General features: G+C 29.7%; 20 protein-coding genes. 10 read left to right on the forward strand and 10 right to left on the reverse strand.

The window, feature by feature from the left end:
- Positions 1-49 precede the first annotated feature (49 nt).
- From ACVC08_RS12670 to ACVC08_RS12705, 8 genes are all read left to right on the forward strand, one after another.
- A complete protein-coding gene (locus tag ACVC08_RS12670; RefSeq protein WP_452597902.1) occupies positions 50-1,015 on the forward strand; it encodes a KpsF/GutQ family sugar-phosphate isomerase in 966 nt (321 codons plus the stop codon).
- On the forward strand, positions 1,015-1,851 hold the full coding sequence (gene tatC, locus ACVC08_RS12675) for a twin-arginine translocase subunit TatC (RefSeq protein ID WP_452597901.1): 837 nt from the start codon (positions 1,015-1,017) through the stop codon (positions 1,849-1,851). Before ACVC08_RS12670 ends, tatC begins: the two co-directional genes overlap by 1 nt.
- Positions 1,835-2,185 carry a carboxymuconolactone decarboxylase family protein gene (locus ACVC08_RS12680; RefSeq protein ID WP_452597900.1) on the forward strand — a complete coding sequence of 117 codons (351 nt, stop codon included), beginning with the start codon at positions 1,835-1,837 and terminating at the stop codon, positions 2,183-2,185. The genes tatC and ACVC08_RS12680 overlap by 17 nt, the downstream gene beginning before the upstream one ends.
- A 77-nt stretch (positions 2,186-2,262) precedes the next feature.
- Positions 2,263-3,003: an LPS export ABC transporter ATP-binding protein gene (gene lptB / locus ACVC08_RS12685; RefSeq protein ID WP_452597899.1), complete on the forward strand. Its 741-nt coding sequence runs from the start codon at positions 2,263-2,265 to the stop codon at positions 3,001-3,003.
- A 607-nt stretch (positions 3,004-3,610) separates the two neighbouring features.
- Positions 3,611-3,919, forward strand: a complete 309-nt coding sequence (locus tag ACVC08_RS12690; RefSeq protein ID WP_452602385.1) for a two-component regulator propeller domain-containing protein — start codon at positions 3,611-3,613, stop codon at positions 3,917-3,919.
- Between the two features lie 162 nt (positions 3,920-4,081).
- Positions 4,082-4,540, forward strand: a complete 459-nt coding sequence (locus tag ACVC08_RS12695) for a GNAT family N-acetyltransferase (RefSeq protein WP_452602280.1) — start codon at positions 4,082-4,084, stop codon at positions 4,538-4,540.
- A gap of 242 nt (positions 4,541-4,782) precedes the next feature.
- Positions 4,783-5,244, forward strand: a complete 462-nt coding sequence (locus ACVC08_RS12700) for a GNAT family N-acetyltransferase (protein ID WP_452602281.1) — start codon at positions 4,783-4,785, stop codon at positions 5,242-5,244.
- A gap of 75 nt (positions 5,245-5,319) precedes the next feature.
- Positions 5,320-5,535 carry a hypothetical protein gene (locus tag ACVC08_RS12705; RefSeq protein WP_452596610.1) on the forward strand — a complete coding sequence of 72 codons (216 nt, stop codon included), beginning with the start codon at positions 5,320-5,322 and terminating at the stop codon, positions 5,533-5,535.
- Positions 5,536-5,563: 28 nt separating this feature from the next.
- Here the strand turns inward: ACVC08_RS12705 and ACVC08_RS12710 are convergent, their stop codons facing one another.
- Together ACVC08_RS12710 and ACVC08_RS12715 are read right to left on the reverse strand one after the other, a co-directional pair.
- Positions 5,564-6,367 (reverse strand): TerC family protein, encoded by an 804-nt coding sequence (locus ACVC08_RS12710; RefSeq protein WP_452602282.1) that lies wholly within the window; start codon positions 6,365-6,367, stop codon positions 5,564-5,566.
- A gap of 6 nt (positions 6,368-6,373) precedes the next feature.
- Positions 6,374-7,126 carry a CDP-alcohol phosphatidyltransferase family protein gene (locus ACVC08_RS12715; RefSeq protein WP_452602283.1) on the reverse strand — a complete coding sequence of 251 codons (753 nt, stop codon included), beginning with the start codon at positions 7,124-7,126 and terminating at the stop codon, positions 6,374-6,376.
- A 119-nt stretch (positions 7,127-7,245) separates the two neighbouring features.
- On the opposite strand from ACVC08_RS12715, the gene ACVC08_RS12720 reads away from it, so the two are divergent.
- Positions 7,246-8,310: a putative type IX sorting system protein PorV2 gene (locus ACVC08_RS12720; protein WP_452598594.1), complete on the forward strand. Its 1,065-nt coding sequence runs from the start codon at positions 7,246-7,248 to the stop codon at positions 8,308-8,310.
- 10 nt (positions 8,311-8,320) lie between these two features.
- The gene (locus ACVC08_RS12725; RefSeq protein ID WP_452602284.1) at positions 8,321-9,493 is read left to right on the forward strand and encodes a lipoprotein N-acyltransferase Lnb domain-containing protein; all 1,173 of its coding nucleotides are present in this window, start codon (positions 8,321-8,323) and stop codon (positions 9,491-9,493) included.
- Here ACVC08_RS12725 and ACVC08_RS12730 read toward each other — a convergent pair whose 3' ends face one another.
- From ACVC08_RS12730 to ACVC08_RS12765, 8 genes are all read right to left on the reverse strand, one after another.
- Positions 9,494-10,894, reverse strand: a complete 1,401-nt coding sequence (locus ACVC08_RS12730) for a sugar transferase (RefSeq protein WP_452598596.1) — start codon at positions 10,892-10,894, stop codon at positions 9,494-9,496.
- 61 nt (positions 10,895-10,955) lie between these two features.
- A complete protein-coding gene (locus ACVC08_RS12735; protein WP_452602285.1) occupies positions 10,956-11,966 on the reverse strand; it encodes a glycosyltransferase family 4 protein in 1,011 nt (336 codons plus the stop codon).
- Complete coding sequence (locus ACVC08_RS12740; protein WP_452602286.1) at positions 11,966-13,321, reverse strand: O-antigen ligase family protein; 1,356 nt, start codon at positions 13,319-13,321, stop codon at positions 11,966-11,968. The genes ACVC08_RS12735 and ACVC08_RS12740 overlap by 1 nt, the downstream gene beginning before the upstream one ends.
- Positions 13,308-14,390, reverse strand: a complete 1,083-nt coding sequence (locus ACVC08_RS12745) for a glycosyltransferase (protein ID WP_452602287.1) — start codon at positions 14,388-14,390, stop codon at positions 13,308-13,310. The genes ACVC08_RS12740 and ACVC08_RS12745 overlap by 14 nt, the downstream gene beginning before the upstream one ends.
- A gap of 47 nt (positions 14,391-14,437) precedes the next feature.
- Positions 14,438-15,559: a glycosyltransferase gene (locus tag ACVC08_RS12750; protein WP_452602288.1), complete on the reverse strand. Its 1,122-nt coding sequence runs from the start codon at positions 15,557-15,559 to the stop codon at positions 14,438-14,440.
- A complete protein-coding gene (locus ACVC08_RS12755; RefSeq protein ID WP_452602289.1) occupies positions 15,556-16,557 on the reverse strand; it encodes a glycosyltransferase family 2 protein in 1,002 nt (333 codons plus the stop codon). The genes ACVC08_RS12750 and ACVC08_RS12755 overlap by 4 nt, the downstream gene beginning before the upstream one ends.
- Positions 16,550-17,581: an exostosin domain-containing protein gene (locus ACVC08_RS12760; protein WP_452602290.1), complete on the reverse strand. Its 1,032-nt coding sequence runs from the start codon at positions 17,579-17,581 to the stop codon at positions 16,550-16,552. Before ACVC08_RS12760 ends, ACVC08_RS12755 begins: the two co-directional genes overlap by 8 nt.
- Before the next feature lies 1 nt (position 17,582).
- Positions 17,583-19,130, reverse strand: coding sequence for a glycosyltransferase family 2 protein (locus ACVC08_RS12765; RefSeq protein ID WP_452602291.1), 1,548 nt, complete (start codon positions 19,128-19,130; stop codon positions 17,583-17,585).
- Positions 19,131-19,164: the final 34 nt, after the last annotated feature.

A 19,164-nucleotide genomic window follows, 5' to 3' on the forward strand; every position in this document is an offset into this window, starting at 1 on the left:
TACAAATTGTAAGTGTATACAAATATCAACTTTAAAAAATCAATACATTTTGAATACTAAAGACTCTATTATAAAGATTGCTAAAGAAACTATTGCTCTAGAAAGTAAATCGATAAGTAATCTTGCCAATTTATTAGATACTGATTTTGCAGATGCCGTAGAGCTTATATACAAATCGAAAGGACGAGTTATTATTACAGGTATTGGAAAAAGCGCCATAATTGCAACAAAAATAGTGGCCACTTTAAACTCTACAGGCACACCCGCAGTATTTATGCATGCCGCAGATGCTATTCATGGTGACTTAGGACTGATATTGGAGGATGATATTGTAATTTGTATTTCTAAAAGTGGTAATACTCCAGAAATTAAAGTATTAGTACCGTTAATTAAAAACGCAAAAAATACTTTAATAGCCATTACAGGTAATAAAGATTCTTTTTTAGGTAAACAAGCCGATCATATTTTAAATGCTTATGTTGCTAAAGAAGCTTGCCCTAATAATTTAGCGCCTACAACAAGTACAACAGCTCAATTGGTAATAGGAGATGCTTTAGCGGTATGCTTATTAGAAATTAGAGGATTTTCTAGCAAAGACTTTGCAAAATACCACCCAGGTGGAGCCTTAGGGAAAAAACTATACTTAAGAGTACACGATTTATCCTCTGTAAACCAAAAACCTCAGGTAACTCCAGATACAAACTTAAAACAGGTAATTATTGAAATTTCCGAAAAAATGTTAGGTGTAACCGCTGTAGTAGACAATAGTAAAATTATAGGAATTATTACTGATGGAGATTTACGAAGAATGTTAACAAAGGTTGATGATTTCTCTAACCTTACAGCAAAGGATATCATGAGTAAAAACCCAAAACACATAGACGAGGATGCTATGGCTGTTGATGCTATGGAAATTATGGAAACTAATGGAATCTCTCAACTATTAGTAGAAAAAGAAGGCAATTACGCAGGTGTAGTACATTTACATGATTTAATAAAAGAAGGTATTATATAATGGCAAAAAAAAATGTAAATGAGATGTCCTTTCTAGATCATCTCGAAGATTTAAGATGGCATTTAATACGTATATGTATAGCTATAGTATTGTGTGGTTCTATTGCTTTTGTATGCAAATCATTTATTTTCGATGTTATCCTTTTTGGCCCAAGTAAAATGAATTTCCCAACATACGAGTGGTTATGTAAAGTGGCACAAACTGTTGGTATTGAAGACACAACATTTTGTGGCGAAGAATTTCCTTTCGACATACAAAGTAGAACCATGGCAGGGCAATTCTCTGCACATATCTGGACTTCTATTTTTGCTGGTTTTATAATTGCATTTCCATATGTTATGTATCAATTATGGAAATTTGTAAGCCCAGGCATGAGAACTAATGAGCGTAAAAACTCTAGAGGCTTCATTATAGTCTCCTCTTTATTATTTTTTATTGGCGTTTTATTTGGTTACTATATTATTACACCATTGTCTATTAATTTCTTAGGTAGTTATATGGTGAGTTCACAAGTAGAAAACAATTTCGATTTAAGTAGTTATATTGGTTTATTAAGAGCATCGGTAATAGCCTCTGGTTTTATTTTCGAACTACCAATAGTTATATACTTTTTAACAAAAGTAGGGTTAGTAACTCCAGAGTTTTTAAGAAAGTATAGAAAATTTGCCCTTGTAATTGTATTAATATTTTCAGCTATTATAACACCACCAGATGTGGCGAGCCAGATTATAGTAGCTATTCCAGTACTTATTTTATATGAAGTAAGTATATATATATCAAAATTTGTAATTAAAGCACAAAATAGAAAAGCGAAAAAGAATGTCAGAGTTAATTAATGAGTTTAATGCGTATCGTTCTAAAATGAACGAAGCCATTTTAGCAGATAATAATAAAATTATAAAACGTATTTTTAATTTAGATACTAATGCGTTTGCAGAAGGTGCTTTAGATAAAAAAACAAAAGAACTATTAGGCTTGGTTGCATCTACAGTTTTACGTTGTGACGACTGTGTAAAATACCATTTAGAGGCCTGTTATAAAGAAGGACTTACAAAGGAGCAAGTTGTAGAAGCATTAGGGATTTCTACATTAGTAGGAGGTACAATAGTTATTCCGCATTTAAGAAGAGCCTACGAATATTGGGATCTTTTAGAAGCTACAGAGCGTTAAACTTTGTATAAAATAAACGTTTCTACCACTCTACTTGTTATTCATTTTGCTATTTTTAGCGTTGATATTTAAAACATATGAAGCTTAAAGCCGAAAATTTAATGAAGTCCTACAACGGACGAAAAGTTGTAAAAAGTGTTTCTCTAGAGGTTAACACAGGAGAAATTGTTGGGTTATTAGGTCCTAATGGAGCAGGAAAAACCACTTCTTTTTACATGATTGTTGGGTTAATAAAGCCAAATGGCGGAACAATACATTTAGAAGGAACAAATATTACAAAGTATCCTATGTATAAGCGTGCCCAAAATGGTATTGGTTATTTAGCACAAGAAGCTTCTGTATTTAGAAAACTTAGTATTGAAGATAATATCCTTAGTGTTTTACAATTAACAAAACTGAGTAAAAAAGAGCAATTACATAAAATGGAATCGCTTATAGACGAGTTTAGTTTAGGGCACATCCGTAAAAATAGAGGCGATTTATTATCTGGAGGAGAGCGTCGTCGTACAGAGATTGCTCGTGCTTTAGCTACAGACCCTAATTTTATATTATTAGATGAACCTTTTGCTGGTGTAGACCCTGTTGCAGTAGAAGATATACAACGTATTATAGCGCGTTTATCTAAAAAGAATATTGGTATTCTTATCACTGACCATAACGTACAAGAAACTTTAGCTATTACAGATAGAACTTACTTAATGTTTGAAGGTAGCATTTTAAAAGCCGGAGAGCCTGAAGAATTAGCTAATGACGAAATGGTAAGAAAAGTATATTTAGGTCAAAATTTTGAACTTAGAAAAAAGAAAATCGATTTTTAGGTATAATTTTTAAACTCCTAGTTTGCTCAAATAGAATAGTTTATAAAATGATTTTTTTGATAAGTTAAAAAAACTTAAAAAAAATCATTTTTTTTTTAGGGTAAATTAAAAGATAACTGTTTTTATAGCGTAATTCTGATACGGTTAATAGCATGATTAAATCAGATTTATAAAAGCTACATAGATGCAAAATTTGTTTGGGAGCTGAATAATGAAACATACAGTAAGTAGTAATACCTCTAAAAAGAAACATTATTCATTATAAATTTTTACATCAAAAAAACTTCTAAAATCCAACATCTTTTTTTTAACAGATGTTGGATTTCTTCTTTTATAAAAACTTTAGTTTCTTACATGCAAATACCATTCAAATAAACTATGTTATTTAAATAATAGCACCAATAAAATTTCACACTTTTTTACAATTGAAAACTATTGTAGTTAAAACTGTTTTATAGTTTTAAAAAACAAATGATGCAAAAGTTATAATCTCATTACAAACGTTTTATTAGATAAAAAATGAAAAACAATCACTAACAGCTAGAAAAGTTTCAGAACCAAACAATTTATAAGAGAAGATAAGTAAGGAGATTTATGGTTTGCTTCAATAACTCATGGAGGGCTTAACCAATTCTATGATAAAAAATTCGTTCAATTTTTAACTAAAGACAGGTTAAGCGACAACCAAGTAAGAACCATTTACTGCGACAAATCTGGAAACATTTGGATAGAATTTAATGGTAATAGAAAAAGCAGTTTACCTGTATATAATGGAAAAATATTAAAAACTTATACCGAAGCAAATAGGCTTTGCAATAAACGGATAAGAGCCATTTATGAAGATAAAAACGGTAAAATATGGCTTGGCTCAACATTTGGTAAACTTATGTATTTTCGATGGACAAAATTTCTCTGAATTCCGTTCAAACGGCATACAGTCTTTAAAATAACTACAGACAACTAGTAACAAGGCAGTAACTAGTAAATTATATACAGAACATTGCACCTAATTTACCAAAATAAAATGCTTAATATTGAAGTTAATAACTAATTCTATAAAGTAATTTCTATAATATCCATGAAATCAAATATTGAAATAAGGAAAGTTGTAAAAGAAGATCTTATTCACATTTTTCAAATTGAAGAAGAAACTTTCGCTCCAATGCATTATCCATTATTCGTGTTAAGACAATTTCTTGACATATTACCAGATCTATTTTTTGTGGCAGTAGATGAACTTAATCAAATAAAAGGGTATTGCTTTGGCGGAATAGATAACGAAAGTAAAATAGGCTGGATTTTAACCTTAGCTGTCACAAAACCTAACCAGAGGAAGAGAATTGGTGAGCTTATTACAACAAAATTGTTGACCGCTTTTAAAAATAAGAAGATTACTACAATACGCCTAACAACAACTCCAGACAATACGGCAGCAATTAAACTATATAAAAAATTAGGGTTCGAGAAAGAAAAAGAAGACGAAGATTACTATCTTGATAAGTCTTCACGCGTAATAATGAAAATTGAAATGGTATAAAGCTGTTAAAAGAAAAATAACTCCTTACAGCTAATAATCTATAAGCAAATTATTTAAAAATAAAAGAGGTAACCCAGAGTACAGTTTTGGTTGTCCTAAATGGACAAATTCATTTCTTCAAACTGAATGATTTATTAGAAAAATTAACACATTAAGCACATAGAAAGTTTACTGAATCTGCTATATTGTTTGAGAGACTCAAAAAATAGAACTAAAAAAATATTTCCAAAAAATAACGATTAATGAAAATTGAAATATTAGAATACAAATCACAGTATCAAGAAGACTATAAAAGGCTTTCTCTTGAATGGTTAAACGAAAATAACTTATACGAAGAAGCAGACGGAAAAATGTTAGATAACCCCAAAAGTGAGGTGTTAGATAAAGGAGGCTTTATTTATCTTGCAAAAATAAACGAACAGGTTGCAGGAACAATCACTCTAATACCAACCAAAATTGATACATACGAAATACTAAAACTTGGTGTAAGCAAAAACCATCAAAGACTTGGCTTAGGAAAAATTCTTATGGAGCACTGTATTGAACAGGCAAAATTATTAAATGCTAAAAAAGTGGTACTTGAAACAAACACTAAACTTGCAAGTGCTATTCGTTTATATACAAAATTAGGTTTCAAAGAAATAGTGCTAAAAAACAACAAGTATAAAATGTCTGATTTTAAGATGGAATTACTTTTAAACTAGATAAAAAATAGTTTTCCAAGAACTTATTTAAATATAAATTAAGGCCCCTTTATAAAGAAAAATAACTTTATTAAAATGATTAAAAAAATTAGAAAACAAACTCTTATTAAAAGAAGACTATTCTTTAGTATTGGATTGATACTATGGTTCTTTAGTATTCAAGTTTTAAATACAGACGAAAGCAATTATCAACCAGGAAAACACATTCAAACACTTTGGATTTTATCTGGTATAGTAATCGCTGGACTATATGCTGTTTTTTTTCCTATTAAAAAGAAAAAAGACAGCTAAATAATGCTTTCAAGTCTTCGTATTCTGGTTATTGTTTATCTTCTTGTTCTTTTATTAGCTTTTTCTGGTAACGTCCTTGTACAATATCTGTTACTACTAGTATAGCAATCACAAAATAGAAAGTTGTTTTGCTCATGGGCTCAATAGGGTTTCCAAATATTTTAATATGAGCTAAATGCCCACCTTCTGTTACTAACATTATACCTACAATAAATAATATAAAAAGCCCAAGAACTTCATACATTCTATTTTTAGCAAGGAATACAGAGATTTTATCTGCTAAAATTAACATTAATAATCCACTAACAACTATTGCAATAGCCATAACTATAAAAGCTGTTGTAGCGTTTTCTATTTCACTGGTTAACCCAATGGCAGCTAAGATAGAGTCGAAAGAAAATACTAAATTCATTAATACAATGCTTGCTATAACCGCGTTTGAAGATTTAATTTTCTTTCCCTCACCTTCTACATCACGGCTTAAATCTTTAACAGCAATCATGTGCCATATTTCTTTAATAGCAGTATAAATAATAAAGCCACCACCAGCTAATACAATTAAACTGTGCCCATTAAAAGCAAATTTCACCACTTCTTCTACGCCTCCAGTTAACCATGCAAATGGTTCTTTGAAAAAATCGATTATAGATACTAAAACAAAAAGTAATACAATCCTAAGCACTATGGCTATTAATATTCCTATTTTTCTTACTTTTTTTTGTTCAGATTCTTTCGCTTTTTTAGATTCTAAAGAAATGTATAATAAGTTATCGAATCCTAAAACCGCTTGTAACAGAACAAGCATTACAAGTGTAAAAATAATTTCTAGCATTGGTGTTTAATGTTTTTTGTTTAATAATGATAAAAAGATGTATAGTAATATAATTACTGGAATTGCTGCAAAATGCAGTACAATAAGTAATACAATACTTAATAATATAAAAATGTAACGGATAGCGTTATTTTTAAAACTCCAGTCTTTAAACTTAAGGGCGAATAATTTAATACTAGAATTTAATAAATAGCAACTTAATACAGTTAAACTTATTAAAAACCACTTATTTAAAATGATAGTATTAATAATATCGCTATGCTGAAATTCCATTATTAAAGGCAATGACAGAATTAACAGCGTATTCGCTGGTGTTGGTAGGCCTTTAAAATAGCTCTGTTGGTCTTCGTCTATATTAAATTTAGCCAATCTGTAAGCCGATGCGAGAGTAATACACAAGCCTATTAAAGCTATTGGGGCTAATTTAAAATTATTAAAATGTAATATAGAGTTCCAGTCTCCAAATAGATCTATAAAAGCATCATCATTACAGGCTAAACCAATTAATTTAAACATGATTATTCCTGGAACTAAACCGCTGGTAACCATATCTGCTAAAGAGTCTAGCTGAACACCTAAGTCGCTCTGCACTTTTAATTTACGAGCAAGAAAGCCATCGAAGAAATCGAAAAATATTCCTAAAAACACAAAAAAAGCAGCTGCAATAAAGTGATTATTAACAGCAAATAATACAGCAATACTCCCACAAAACAAGTTTAGAAGCGTTACAAAGTTTGGAATAAGTTTCTTTATAATCATTGGTTAGTTTTTGGTAAAAATAATAAAGTTTTACTTTTTATAGTCCTTTATACAATATACTCTTTAATTTAAAGTTTAATATGTATAAAAAATGTAGCATCTTTGTAAAAAAATTGCAATTGAAATATTTCTATACAATCTTTTCATTTATAGTGACTTTAACGCTCTATGGCCAAACAAAATATTCTAATGAGTTTATGAACATTGGTGTGGATGCTGCTGCTCTTGGAATGAGTAATGCTGTTACTGCTAATACTAGAGATGTTAACTCTGGGTATTGGAATCCTGCTGGCCTTGTGCATTTAGAAGATAAACAAATTGCTTTAATGCACTCTAGTTATTTTGCCAATATTGCTAATTATGATTATGCTGCTTTTGCAATGCCTATAGACAATAGAAGTGCTTTAGGGATTTCTCTAATTCGTTTTGCTGTAGATGATATACTAGATACGACACAGCTTATAGACGACCAAGGAAATGTAAACTTTGATCGTATTAGCTTATTTTCTACTGCAGATTATGGTTTAACATTTTCTTACGCTCGTAAATTACCAGTAGATGGCCTTAATTATGGTGTAAATGCTAAAATTATTAGAAGAGTTATTGGAGACTTTGCTAATTCTTGGGGGTTTGGACTTGATGCTGCTATACAGTTTGAAACGAATAATAATTGGAAGTTTGGTATCATGGCTAGAGATATTACAACCACTTTTAACTCTTGGAGTTTTGATGAGGATGCTTTTGAAAGAATAAAAGGTGCTGTTGAAGGGCAAAACCAAGAGTTACCAGAAACTTCAGAAATTACAATTCCTAAATTACAGATAGGTGTTTCTAAAAGTTATGTGTTTCATTATGATTATTCTCTACGAGCTGAACTAGATTTAAATGTACGATTTGAGCAAAATAACGATATTTTATCCACCTCTTTTGCCAGTATAAATCCTGCTTTAGGTTTTGAATTTGGTTATATAGATATGATTTATCTAAGAACGGGGGTTGGAAATTTCCAAAATGAATTACAAATAGACAATAGCGAAGATTTAACTTTTCAACCTAGTCTTGGTGTTGGTTTTAAATATAAAGGAATACAAGTAGATTATGCTTTTACAGATATAGGCGATCAAAGTGTTGCATTATATTCTAATGTATTCTCTTTAAAATTAGATTTTAGCGTTTTTAGATAGTATTTTTAATATGAAAAAAACGATACGTCTTGCTTTTCTTTTTTTTAGTTTTTTATCCTTTTCGCAAAATCCTAACCTAAAACCAGAAGCAGAAATAAGCATTATTACTATTGGGCCAGGAAACTCTTTAAATGATGCTTTTGGGCATAATGCCTTTAGAGTTCGTTCGGGTTATGTAGATATTGTATACGATTATGGACGGTATCCTTTTAACGACCCTAATTTTATTTTAAATTTTGCCAGAGGTAAGCTAAAGTATTCGCAAGGCAAAGAACCTTTTTATTCTTTTTTAAGACGCTATGTAAGACATGATCGTACGATAAAAGAGCAAGTTTTAGATTTATCATACGAGCAAAAAAGGGCTCTATATAGTTTTTTAATAGAAAATAATAAGCCTGAAAACAAAGATTATCTTTATGATTTCTTTTATGATAATTGCGCAACAAAAATGCGAGATGTTGCAGAGCAAGTTTTAAATAGTAATATTGTTTATAAAACACCAGAATCGTACAAATCTGAGACTTTTAGACAATTAATAAACAATAACCTAAACTGGAATTCTTGGGGAAGCTTAGGTATTAATATTGCTTTAGGTTCGGTTATAGACAAGCCTGCTACACCTAGAGAATATATGTTTTTACCTGAATTCATCTTTCAATCTTTTGAAAATGCTTCCTTTAAAAATACAGGTAAACCCTTAGTAAAATCTTCTTCTATAGTATACAAACAAAAAGAAGCTTTTGCAGCTTCTAGTTTTTTTACGAGTCCGTTGTTTGTTTTTAGCTTAATTTCAATTTTTATAATCTATATCACCTACAATAATTCTAAAAACAGTAAACGGTCTGTATGGTTAGATATTAGTTTCTTTGGCTTGACTGGTATAATTGGGGTATTTATATTATTATTATGGTTTGCTACAGACCATACTGCAACTGCCTATAATTATAATTTACTTTGGGCTTTTCCTCTAAGTCTTTTTGCAATAATACAAGTTGTTAAAAAACAACCTAAGAAATGGTTTATTGGTTATTTAAAGTTATTAATTATAATGTTAGGGCTAATGACTATGCATTGGGTTATAGGTGTACAACGCTTTGCGCCTGCTCTAATTCCTTTACTTATTGCATTTTTAATACGTTATATTTATTTATTACGCTTTTATAAATTTGCAAACGTAAGCTAATTATTGTCCTCTTAAAAAGATAACTGTACTAAGTGTTTTTACTATAATATTAAAGTCTAAAAAGAAACTTCTGTGTTTTATATAATACAAATCGTATTGTAGTTTTACCAAACTATCATCTACACTAGAACCGTAACGTGCTTTTACTTGTGCCCATCCGGTTAAACCAGGTTTTACAATATGTCTTGTTTCGTAAAACGGAATGACTTGAGATAATTCTTCAATAAAAACTGGGCGTTCTGGCCTAGGCCCTATTAAACTCATGTCACCTTTTAATATATTGATAAACTGAGGTATTTCATCTAATCGCGATGTTCTTAAAAATCGACCGAATGCAGTTATTCTCGTATCATTTTTTTTAGCCCAAACAGCGCCGTTAGCTTCCGCATTAACAACCATAGTTCTATACTTATAAATTAAAAACGTTTTTCCGTTTTTACCAACACGCTCTTGCTTATAAAATAAAGGGCCTCTATTTCCTATTAGGTTTCCTATTAATATAAATGGTAAAAATAGGCTTCCTATTAATATACCTGTTATTGATAATATAATATCTAAGCCTCTTCTATATGTTAAATATAGTTTGTTTTTATTATTTCTACTAAACGGAAAATATTTATAAAAATCCTTACCTACAAACTGTACAGGAACACGGTAAGTAATATCTTCATATACTTGCGTATACTCTTTTATTGGAAACCCTTTTTCCAATAACATCATTAAATCGTTATATATTGTTGATGTTATGTTTTCTGAATTATAACTAGCAACTACAACTTCTGAAATTTGTTCTTCTTTTATAATTTTATGAATATTATCTGGACTGTATTCTGGTATTCCCTTAAATTTAATAGCATCTTCTTTAGCTATTTCACAATTTATAAAGCCTATTATTTTGTAGTTAGGATCTGCACTTTTAAAGGCTTCTACTATAGTTTCTATATTAGATATTTCTCCTACTAATAATACTTTTTTATAAAATCTAGGAGAAGCTATAAAATTAATATAGGCTATTCTACAGACTAATAATGCCAATAGTATTGCAAAATAAAAATACAATATTTCTATTCTATTATCTGGCAATGAAGGGGTTAAAAACGGCGTAAGTAAAAACACTAATACTGTTAAAGACGCTGTTAAAATGATAGTTGTAGTTACGGTTTCTAATTTACTGGATTTTTGCAAGTCGTATAATTCGAAAACAGTACCAAAACCTGAAATGTATAGACCTAAAACAATTAACCACATCCAGCTGTCTTGCGTTATAGAATAATAATCAAACGCAGGAATAAAACTTAATCCATATACAGCTATACCAATAAAGAATAAATCTAAAATTCGTAATAGTATTTTACGTTCGGAAATTTCAAAGTGTATACTTTTATTGTTAGTGTCCGCCATTATAATATTAGTAGGGTTGTAAATGTAAATATAATAAAGTAAATCTTTTACGTGTCTTCATTTATTTTAAAATTGAAAGCCATTTTAATTTTACTGTTTGCCAATCGTATTGTTCAACTTTTTTTCTTGCCTCTGTTATTATCGACATTACTTTTTCTTTATTGTCTTGTAAATCTATAATAGCCTCAACAAAAGCATTAGCATTGTTTGGCTCTACTAAAACACCATTTTTACTATCGTTTATTAAAAAAGGAAGTCCACCTACATTTGTAGAAACCACAGGAAGTCCAAGTGCCATAGCTTCAATAACACTTACTGGCATATTATCGAAATTTGTTGTATTAATAAACACGTTATAATTTTCTGATAATTTTATCCATTCTTCTTTAGATAATTTATTTGTAAAACGGACCTCTACATTTAACGTTTTAGCATGTGCTTTCGCCTTTTCTAATGCGCCATCATTATCTGGACCAACCATACATAATGAGGCTTTATAGCCTATTTGTATTAGTTTATGTAAAATAGATATTGCTAAATTAGGGTTGTATAAATTAGAAAATGAACGCACCCAAAATAGACGGATTGTATTTATTTTTTTAGGTTTAAATTCATATTTATTTATTTCTATAGCATTAGGTATACAAATAATATTAGTATAATTTAAATTTTCAAAATTAGATTTTGTGTAGTCTGACGGCGCAACATTTACATGTGCATTTTTAAAGAGTTGTTTACTAAGTTTAGGGTTGTTTTTTAGCCGGTTTGGCAAATTCCCTCCGTGTAATATAGGGATGTATTTTAATTTTAATATTCTGCATAATTGACTACATAAATAGGCGTAATAAAAATTTTGAGTACTGTATGTATCTATTAAAACATAGTCTGTAGATTTTGCATTCCTAAATATTGAAAGCAACATATCTAATAGACGTAATAACTTATTATTTTTACTTGAGCTTGTTTTTACTACATACCCTTCTCCTTGTAATAATTTACTTAGTGTATCTATTGTAGTTACTGTTTTTCCAGAACCTGTTAATTTGTTTCCTATGTAAAGTAATTGTTTCACTATACTTTTTTAATCTTTTTTGTGTTGTTTTTTGAGGGCTGATAAACAAAATGCAATAGGCATAACCCATAGATAAACGAAGGTGCTGTAATTCTCATTGAAGAGTGATTAATGGTTAAAAACCAGAATATATAACAAGAAAAGAAAAAGATATTGGATCTATTTTTATATCTCATTCCTAAAGGTGCTATTAAAAGAATTAAAAATGCAAAAATACCAAGCGTTCCATGCTCTGATAGTATTCTACTCATTTCATTATGTGATGCAGCTTCTATGCCTTGTTTATTTTGTCTTAACTCTTTTATTTTTCCCACACCTACTCCTAATATTGGGTTTTTAAGAAATTCTTCTAGCTCGAATGATATTAATTGATTTCTACCTGTAGATAAATCTTCTTTTACACGTCCTGCTGCATCTTGATTAGCGTAACGTTTGTCTATAAAACCACCGGTTTGGATAGATGTAAATAACCATGTAAAAATAGATACGGCTAAAAAAACAACTATTAACTTTAAGGTTCTTTTTTTATTCTTCACTGAAGATTTTACATAATAGCTGTATAAGAAGGCTACTATTATTATTACTCCAGTTATCATGCCTCCCCTACTAAAAGTCACAACACCTCTATAAGACACTAATGCTAGTAATATAAGATTGACAATTTTATAACTTAATGTTGGGGATTTTAGAAAAAACCGTGTTGTAAAAATAAACATTCCAAAACCTAATACTGTTGCGACTTGATTGGGTCCAAAACCTCCAGATGTAGCGTAATTAGAATAGGTACCTGTTACCACATCTCTAATATCTGGTGTATATAAAAAAAGGTATGTTGTTATTGTTATTAAGGGTAACCCTACTCCTAATAGAATTTTATGAGTATCCTGGTACTTTATTTTTAATTTATAACAGAATAATGCTGCAATTCCTAAACATATAGGACCACTTAAGTTAAAGGCTATTGCTGTACGTAACGTTGTATTTTCTGTGATATTAAATCCAGCTATTAAAATTCCAGGTAATAATAAAAAGATGTAGAATACATATATTATAGATTGTTTATTTATATGTATTGTAAGCACGCCTATTAAACAAAATAGAATAACTAGGTATTTTGATGCTTCGTATAATAAACTACCACCTGTCATTCGTAAAAACACCTCAGCCCCTACTATATAACCACAAGCTATTAAAATTTGTAAGGCTCTTTCTGCTGGTTTTGTTTTTATTATTTTAATAACAAAAAACAAAAATATCCCCAATAAATATACTTTAGATAAAATTGGTAATATATAAACTGCTATACCTATTAGAACATGCAGCCCTATAATTTTTATGTAATTAAATAATTTCAATCGCTGCTTTATATTTTTTTAAAAGGGTAATTGTTTGCGTCTTGGCAGAATAATTATTTTCAATGCATTGTGCAAAAGCTACCGCATATTTAGATCTTAATTTTTCGTTTTCGATGTACAAAAGTAATGCTTGTGATAATTCTTTTGGGTTTTCTGAATTAATTAATAGACCATTTTTATTATTAATTACAACATTTTCGCATTCTCCAACTTTAGTTGCTAATACTGGTAAGTTAGCCAAACCGTATTCTAAAAGTGCTATGGGTAAACCTTCAGACTTAGATGATAACACGCCTATTGTTGCTTGTTTTAAAATATTAGACACATCTGGTTTACTCCCGTATACAAATACATTTTCTTCTATTTTCAATTCTAACAGTTTAGCTTTAATAGCTTCGGAATAGTCATCTTTAAAATCTTTACCTACGCAGTGTAGTGTCCATTCTGGATGTTTTTTTACTATAATTTTAAATGCTTCAAATAGTGTTATATGGTCTTTTTGTGCTCTTAAGTTTGCAAGATGGATAATACGTTTACCTAATGTCCCTTTCAAGGTTGTTGTTGGGGTAATATTGCTTTTTGTTGCAAAATTAGGCAGGTAACTTACATTTTTACATTTTAAATTATTTCTAGACCATGTTTCTAATTGTCTATTTACGCTTAATATACATGAAAAATATCGAGAACATTTTTTTAACACTTTAGACGATCTCGATTCTAAAAACTCACTATTCCCATAATGATCATGCCATACTATTTTTACTTTTTTATTTAAAAGCTTTATAATAGTTGCTAAAAAAAATGATGAAGAATGGGCATGAATAATTTCTATATTCTCTTCTTTTATAAAAGTATTAAGTGTTTTAATAGCCTTGATATCTATTGTTTTTTGTTTATTTAAAAATAGATACTTAACAGTTTTTAGTAGACTCGCTTTTAATAAACCTTCATCTCTTGTAGCACAGAGATAAGATTTATCTATTTGTGGGGCTAAGGCATTTGCTATATTTACAGCAACACGCTCTGCTCCCCCAGTATGTAATGAATCTATTAACTGTAATACTCTCATTATTTTTTATTTTTCATTTCTACAATTCTAGAAATGCTACACGTTATTTAATTGTTATCTACTAATTTTTTAATCTCGCTTTCAAACACATCCAAGGTATAGTTTTGTGACCATTTTGTGGCTGCTTCTGCTTTTATTTTTAAAGTTTTTGTATTCTCTAATTCTGCTACAATAGTATTAGTTGCTAGTTTTAATTCAGAATCAATTAAAATCCCTCTATTACCATAATCTAGCATATATGGTACGCAGGATATTTTAGTTACAATTGGTATAACACCATAAAACATGGCTTCTGCTATGGCTTTGGGCCAACCTTCGGATTTAGATGGTAGTATTGAAAAATGAGCTTCTTTTAAGGCTTGTTTTACAACTTCTTTATCTTGATTACCATGTAATGTAATATGTGCTTCTAAATTATTAACTGTTATGTAATTTTGTAATTCTTCTCTTAAAACCCCATCTCCATACATATTTAAACACACCTTTTTTCCTCTTGCAATTAATGCTTCTATAATTTGTAGGGTTAATAATGGGCGTTTCCCTTTTACTAAACTACCTACAAATACAAATTTTAATATTGAACCATAGTCTCGCTGTAGGGGTTGTTCTATTTCTTTATTAGTAAATGTTGCTGTAAAGAATGATTTTATGTTTTTGGTTTGATCTTTCCAATTACCATAAACTAAAACCTGCATATTTTTTGTTAGCATTGTATTACTTAACAGCCATTTTTGCAATTTATAGCTTATAGGTTGTTTTGCTTTAGGATCCCAATTTCCAGCATATTTAGCTGTTTTTGGTGTTTTAGGAAATAGTATTTGCACAAAACAGCCCAATAATCCTATATTTCCAGGGCAACGTAAATGAATATGGTCTGCTTTTCTACATGCTTTAAAAATAGTCCACAGTATTAATGGTAATTTTAATAGTGACATTATACTATGTTGTATAGACGTAAACTGAATGGTAGGAATAGTATTTAATTTAATAGCCTTGTGCTTATAATTGATTTCTATAGGCGTTGGTTTCCCTGATACTTTTGGCGCAACAATGGTTACTTTATCTACGTGCTTTAACCATAAATTCATTTCTCTTACATAGGGGGCGTATGCCGCATACGCAGCTCCATTTGGCTTATGTTTTACATGTGATATAATTAAAAAATTCATTGTTCTACTTTTGGCGCATTAAATAACAAAGACCACCAACCGACTATTCTTCCTAGACTTTCTGTTAATGCTGCTTGTTTAGCGTTAGATGTTACAATATTAGTAATACGAATGGCTGTAAGCAACAAAGCTGTTGCATTCCATTTTAATCGTGCTTTTAATGTTGGCTTTGGGTATTTTACACGCCATATGTACCATCCATTTCGTAATACCATTTTGCCATATTTATATTGGTTTGGTCTTCCTGAAGCATCGTGGTAATGTGCTAACTGAGCATTTGTATTTATATAAATATCACCTTGTTTTGCCAGTCGTAGCGAAAAATCGGCATCTTCATACAATCCATAACCTTCAAAATAGGTAGAAAATGCTAATGTTTTAAATATTTCCTTTTTGAAAGATGACACGCCTCCCATAAGTTGTTCTACTTTATAGGTCTTTCCTGTTGGCGGTAAAAAGCTAATAGATCGTCCATGCGAAAATGTTGGTAAATATCCAGGTTCTGCATCTGGTAATAATCCAAATTTTCGCCTTAATCTAAAACGAGAGGGTTCATTACGCATCCAATCGTCATAATAAAAACAAGATTTACTTTTCTCTTTTGATGCTGCACGCCATTCCACTTCGTTAGTTATATAACCTCCTACGGCTAATGCACTTTTTTGACTGTTATATGTTTCTATTAAGTTTTCAAAATACATTGTTGTTAAAACAATATCATCGTCTAAAAAACATACTATTTCTGAGGTTTCGGCAACTTTATTAATACCATAATTACGTTGTTTGGTTAAGCCTCTATCTCTATCGTCTACTTTAAAGTATTTTAAGTTTTTAAATGTACGCTCTTTTAATACTTGTTCTGTTTCTGTATTTGTAGACCCATCTATAATAAGAATTTCGTTGGGGTATAACGTTTGCTTTTGTACAGACTTTAGCAACTCTAAAAGTGGTTTAGGTCGCATATATGTGCATACAATAAGTGTAAAAGCTTTAGTCATTACTTTGTTTAAATATATTATAAATATTAATAAAGTAAGTTTGCCTTACTAGATGCGTTTTCCATAGCGCTCTATTACTTTTTTGAATCTCTAAAAATTCTTCATCAGTTTTAGATTGATGAAATTCTAAAATCTGTGCTTCTAAAGACATTTTTTTTCTTTCATCTAATATAATACAATGTTTACTCCAATCTATACTGTTAGACAGAGGTAATTTACAATCTGTGTTCAATATAATAGGGATACGTCCTACTGCCAGCGTTTCGTATAATCTAACCGAAAAATTGCCTACACCTCTAATACAAAAGGTGTAGGCATTATTATATATATTTTCGTAAAATTCTTGTGTTGTTTTTTGTCTATCTGCTTCTGTTTGTACTCCCGCTCTATAACTGTCTCTTAAAATAAAATTTGTTTTTAAGTGTTCACTTATATTTAGCTTTGTTAAATATTGCGCTCGTTTTGTACTTGATGGATAAAAGGGCTGAGAATCTGCAATGCGTTTATTTAATTTTCGTTTAGCTTGGTATTTTACATGGTTAATAAACTCTTTAAAGTATTTTGTTAATCCAGATTGCGCATGTCCTACAAAACCAATTGTTGGTTTTTCCTCCTTTTGTAATACATTAAATCCTTGAGGTAATTGTGTGGTATATGGATCGTTAATAAATGATGGTATTATAAACGTTTTTTCGTCTAATTTACTTTTAAAGCCTCCAAGTCTAAACGTATAACTATTTTTAATATAATTAGTAAAGCCATAATCGCCTCCTGAGTAAATCCAAATTGGTTTATTATGTGTTTGAGCTTCTTTTTGTAATGCTAAAAAGGCGACTCTTTCTTTTAGGAATTTAGCATAATCTATAGGAAATATAACAATATCGCATTCTAAAACAGAATCTACTAATTTGTAGTGTTCTAGTAATACTTCGTCTTTTAAAAAATATAAATCGAACAACAACGGAAACACACTTTTACGGTGTGTTTCGTTTAAAAATTTAGAATCTGTGTATAGTTTAAGCATTTTATTGATTTCTTAAAATAGTACTCCAGTACATACTTCTATTCCATTGTTTATTTGAATATTTAATATACTTAATAGGGTTTTTAATTGGTTGCGATCTGTAATGCCTAATAAATAATACTATTTTATATCCTTTTAGTTGACAGTCTGTAAAATACTTTCTGTAAAGTAAGGCTACTGTTGGAGAGGGTTTTGGCTGTATAACGTCATCACCCCAGAGTTGCTTAACTTTTGTTCTATAACCGCCTATTGGTGCTTTTAAATGTTTTATTTTAATGTCTGGAACAAAAATAATATCGCCTCCATTATTTCTAATTTGCATTCCAAAATCGGAATCTTCTCCAAAACCAAATTCGAAAGCCATATCAAATTGTATACCTTTTATCATTTCTGTTTTTACAAAACTACAGCCTGATCCAAATAAATTAGTTTGATGTAATTTGAAAAAAGTTTGCTTCTTAAGATCTTGTAAACACAAATAGTTTAAGGCGGTTATACCATACGATTCTATTTTTTTAAAAGACTTTTCTAATAAATCTGGTGTAAACCTAATATCATCATCTGCAAAAAAGCACCACTCGCTTTCAAGTTTTGCTAATGCTAAATTTCTAGCATTACATACGCCTGTTTGGTGTGTAAATGTATGTTTTATTGTAAATGGCCAAGTTTCTGTTTTTATGTAGTTAAGCAAACTTCCTGCTGTTTTATCCGGGTTTTGCTCTACTATAATAACATTTTTAGGTTGTATGGTTTGTTTTGCTAAATCTTTTAAAACATCGTAAAGGTATTTTTCACGTCCAATTGTTGGTATTATTACATCTACAGTTTTGTTATTCTTTTCTTCTCTTTTAGTTAATAATGTTATTTTTTCTAAATTAAAATTGTCATTACGTTGTTTATACAATAGATTTTTAAAGACATAGAATATACTGCTTACTTTCTTTTCGTAAACAATATAACACAAACTTAAAAGGTATACCCAAACCCATTTATAATGTTGTTTTACAAATTTAAATAGTGTTGCTGTATTTGCTTGCTTCAACTTTACTCGAACTGTTTTACTATCTTTAAGTAGTTCAGGTTCTGAATAACAAAACAATCCTTCAGGCATAGCTTTTTTACCTACTGAGTTTAAAAAATAATTAAAATCATTTTCAGCTTTTAACTCCTCTACGAAATAAGATAAAACATTAGTATATATTCCTCCAATAATACTGCTCATTTGCCATGTTGAGTATCTTACGTTTTTATTTATTTTTAAAAAAAAAGAACGATCTATATAACCTATCTCTTTAGGTAAATACTCCATTTTACTTGGATTATAAGATGAAAGAATCAACTTATGATGAAAAATTAATGGTAATTTATTGTAATTTATTTGGGATTGATATGATTCCTCACACCATAAGACTAATGTATTCTTATACTTTTCAACTATATATATAAGTCCATCTATTATTGATAAACCAATAACTAGATCTGTTAGTTTACGTTCTTGCTCATCTAAAATCTTAATAATTTTGTTCTTCTTATGTATGATAATAATCATATATATATTTTAATATACATTACCTAGATAATAT

It is taken from the genome of Pontimicrobium sp. MEBiC06410, assembly GCF_053601615.1.

Excerpts from the sequence above, each read along its gene's own strand:
- ACVC08_RS12725 (WP_452602284.1), top strand. The coding sequence starts at position 8,321 with ATGAAAAAAACGATACGTCTTGCTTTTCTTTTTTTTAGTTTTTTATCC.
- tatC (WP_452597901.1), top strand. The coding sequence starts at position 1,015 with ATGGCAAAAAAAAATGTAAATGAGATGTCCTTTCTAGATCATCTCGAA.
- ACVC08_RS12680 (WP_452597900.1), top strand. The coding sequence starts at position 1,835 with ATGTCAGAGTTAATTAATGAGTTTAATGCGTATCGTTCTAAAATGAAC.
- ACVC08_RS12705 (WP_452596610.1), top strand. The coding sequence starts at position 5,320 with ATGATTAAAAAAATTAGAAAACAAACTCTTATTAAAAGAAGACTATTC.
- ACVC08_RS12710 (WP_452602282.1), bottom strand. The coding sequence starts at position 6,367 with ATGCTAGAAATTATTTTTACACTTGTAATGCTTGTTCTGTTACAAGCG.
- ACVC08_RS12750 (WP_452602288.1), bottom strand. The coding sequence starts at position 15,559 with ATGAATTTTTTAATTATATCACATGTAAAACATAAGCCAAATGGAGCT.
- ACVC08_RS12730 (WP_452598596.1), bottom strand. The coding sequence starts at position 10,894 with ATGGCGGACACTAACAATAAAAGTATACACTTTGAAATTTCCGAACGT.
- ACVC08_RS12755 (WP_452602289.1), bottom strand. The coding sequence starts at position 16,557 with ATGACTAAAGCTTTTACACTTATTGTATGCACATATATGCGACCTAAA.
- ACVC08_RS12760 (WP_452602290.1), bottom strand. The coding sequence starts at position 17,581 with ATGCTTAAACTATACACAGATTCTAAATTTTTAAACGAAACACACCGT.
- lptB (WP_452597899.1), top strand. The coding sequence starts at position 2,263 with ATGAAGCTTAAAGCCGAAAATTTAATGAAGTCCTACAACGGACGAAAA.
- ACVC08_RS12765 (WP_452602291.1), bottom strand. The coding sequence starts at position 19,130 with ATGATTATTATCATACATAAGAAGAACAAAATTATTAAGATTTTAGAT.
- ACVC08_RS12715 (WP_452602283.1), bottom strand. The coding sequence starts at position 7,126 with ATGATTATAAAGAAACTTATTCCAAACTTTGTAACGCTTCTAAACTTG.
- ACVC08_RS12745 (WP_452602287.1), bottom strand. The coding sequence starts at position 14,390 with ATGAGAGTATTACAGTTAATAGATTCATTACATACTGGGGGAGCAGAG.
- ACVC08_RS12695 (WP_452602280.1), top strand. The coding sequence starts at position 4,082 with ATGAAATCAAATATTGAAATAAGGAAAGTTGTAAAAGAAGATCTTATT.
- ACVC08_RS12700 (WP_452602281.1), top strand. The coding sequence starts at position 4,783 with ATGAAAATTGAAATATTAGAATACAAATCACAGTATCAAGAAGACTAT.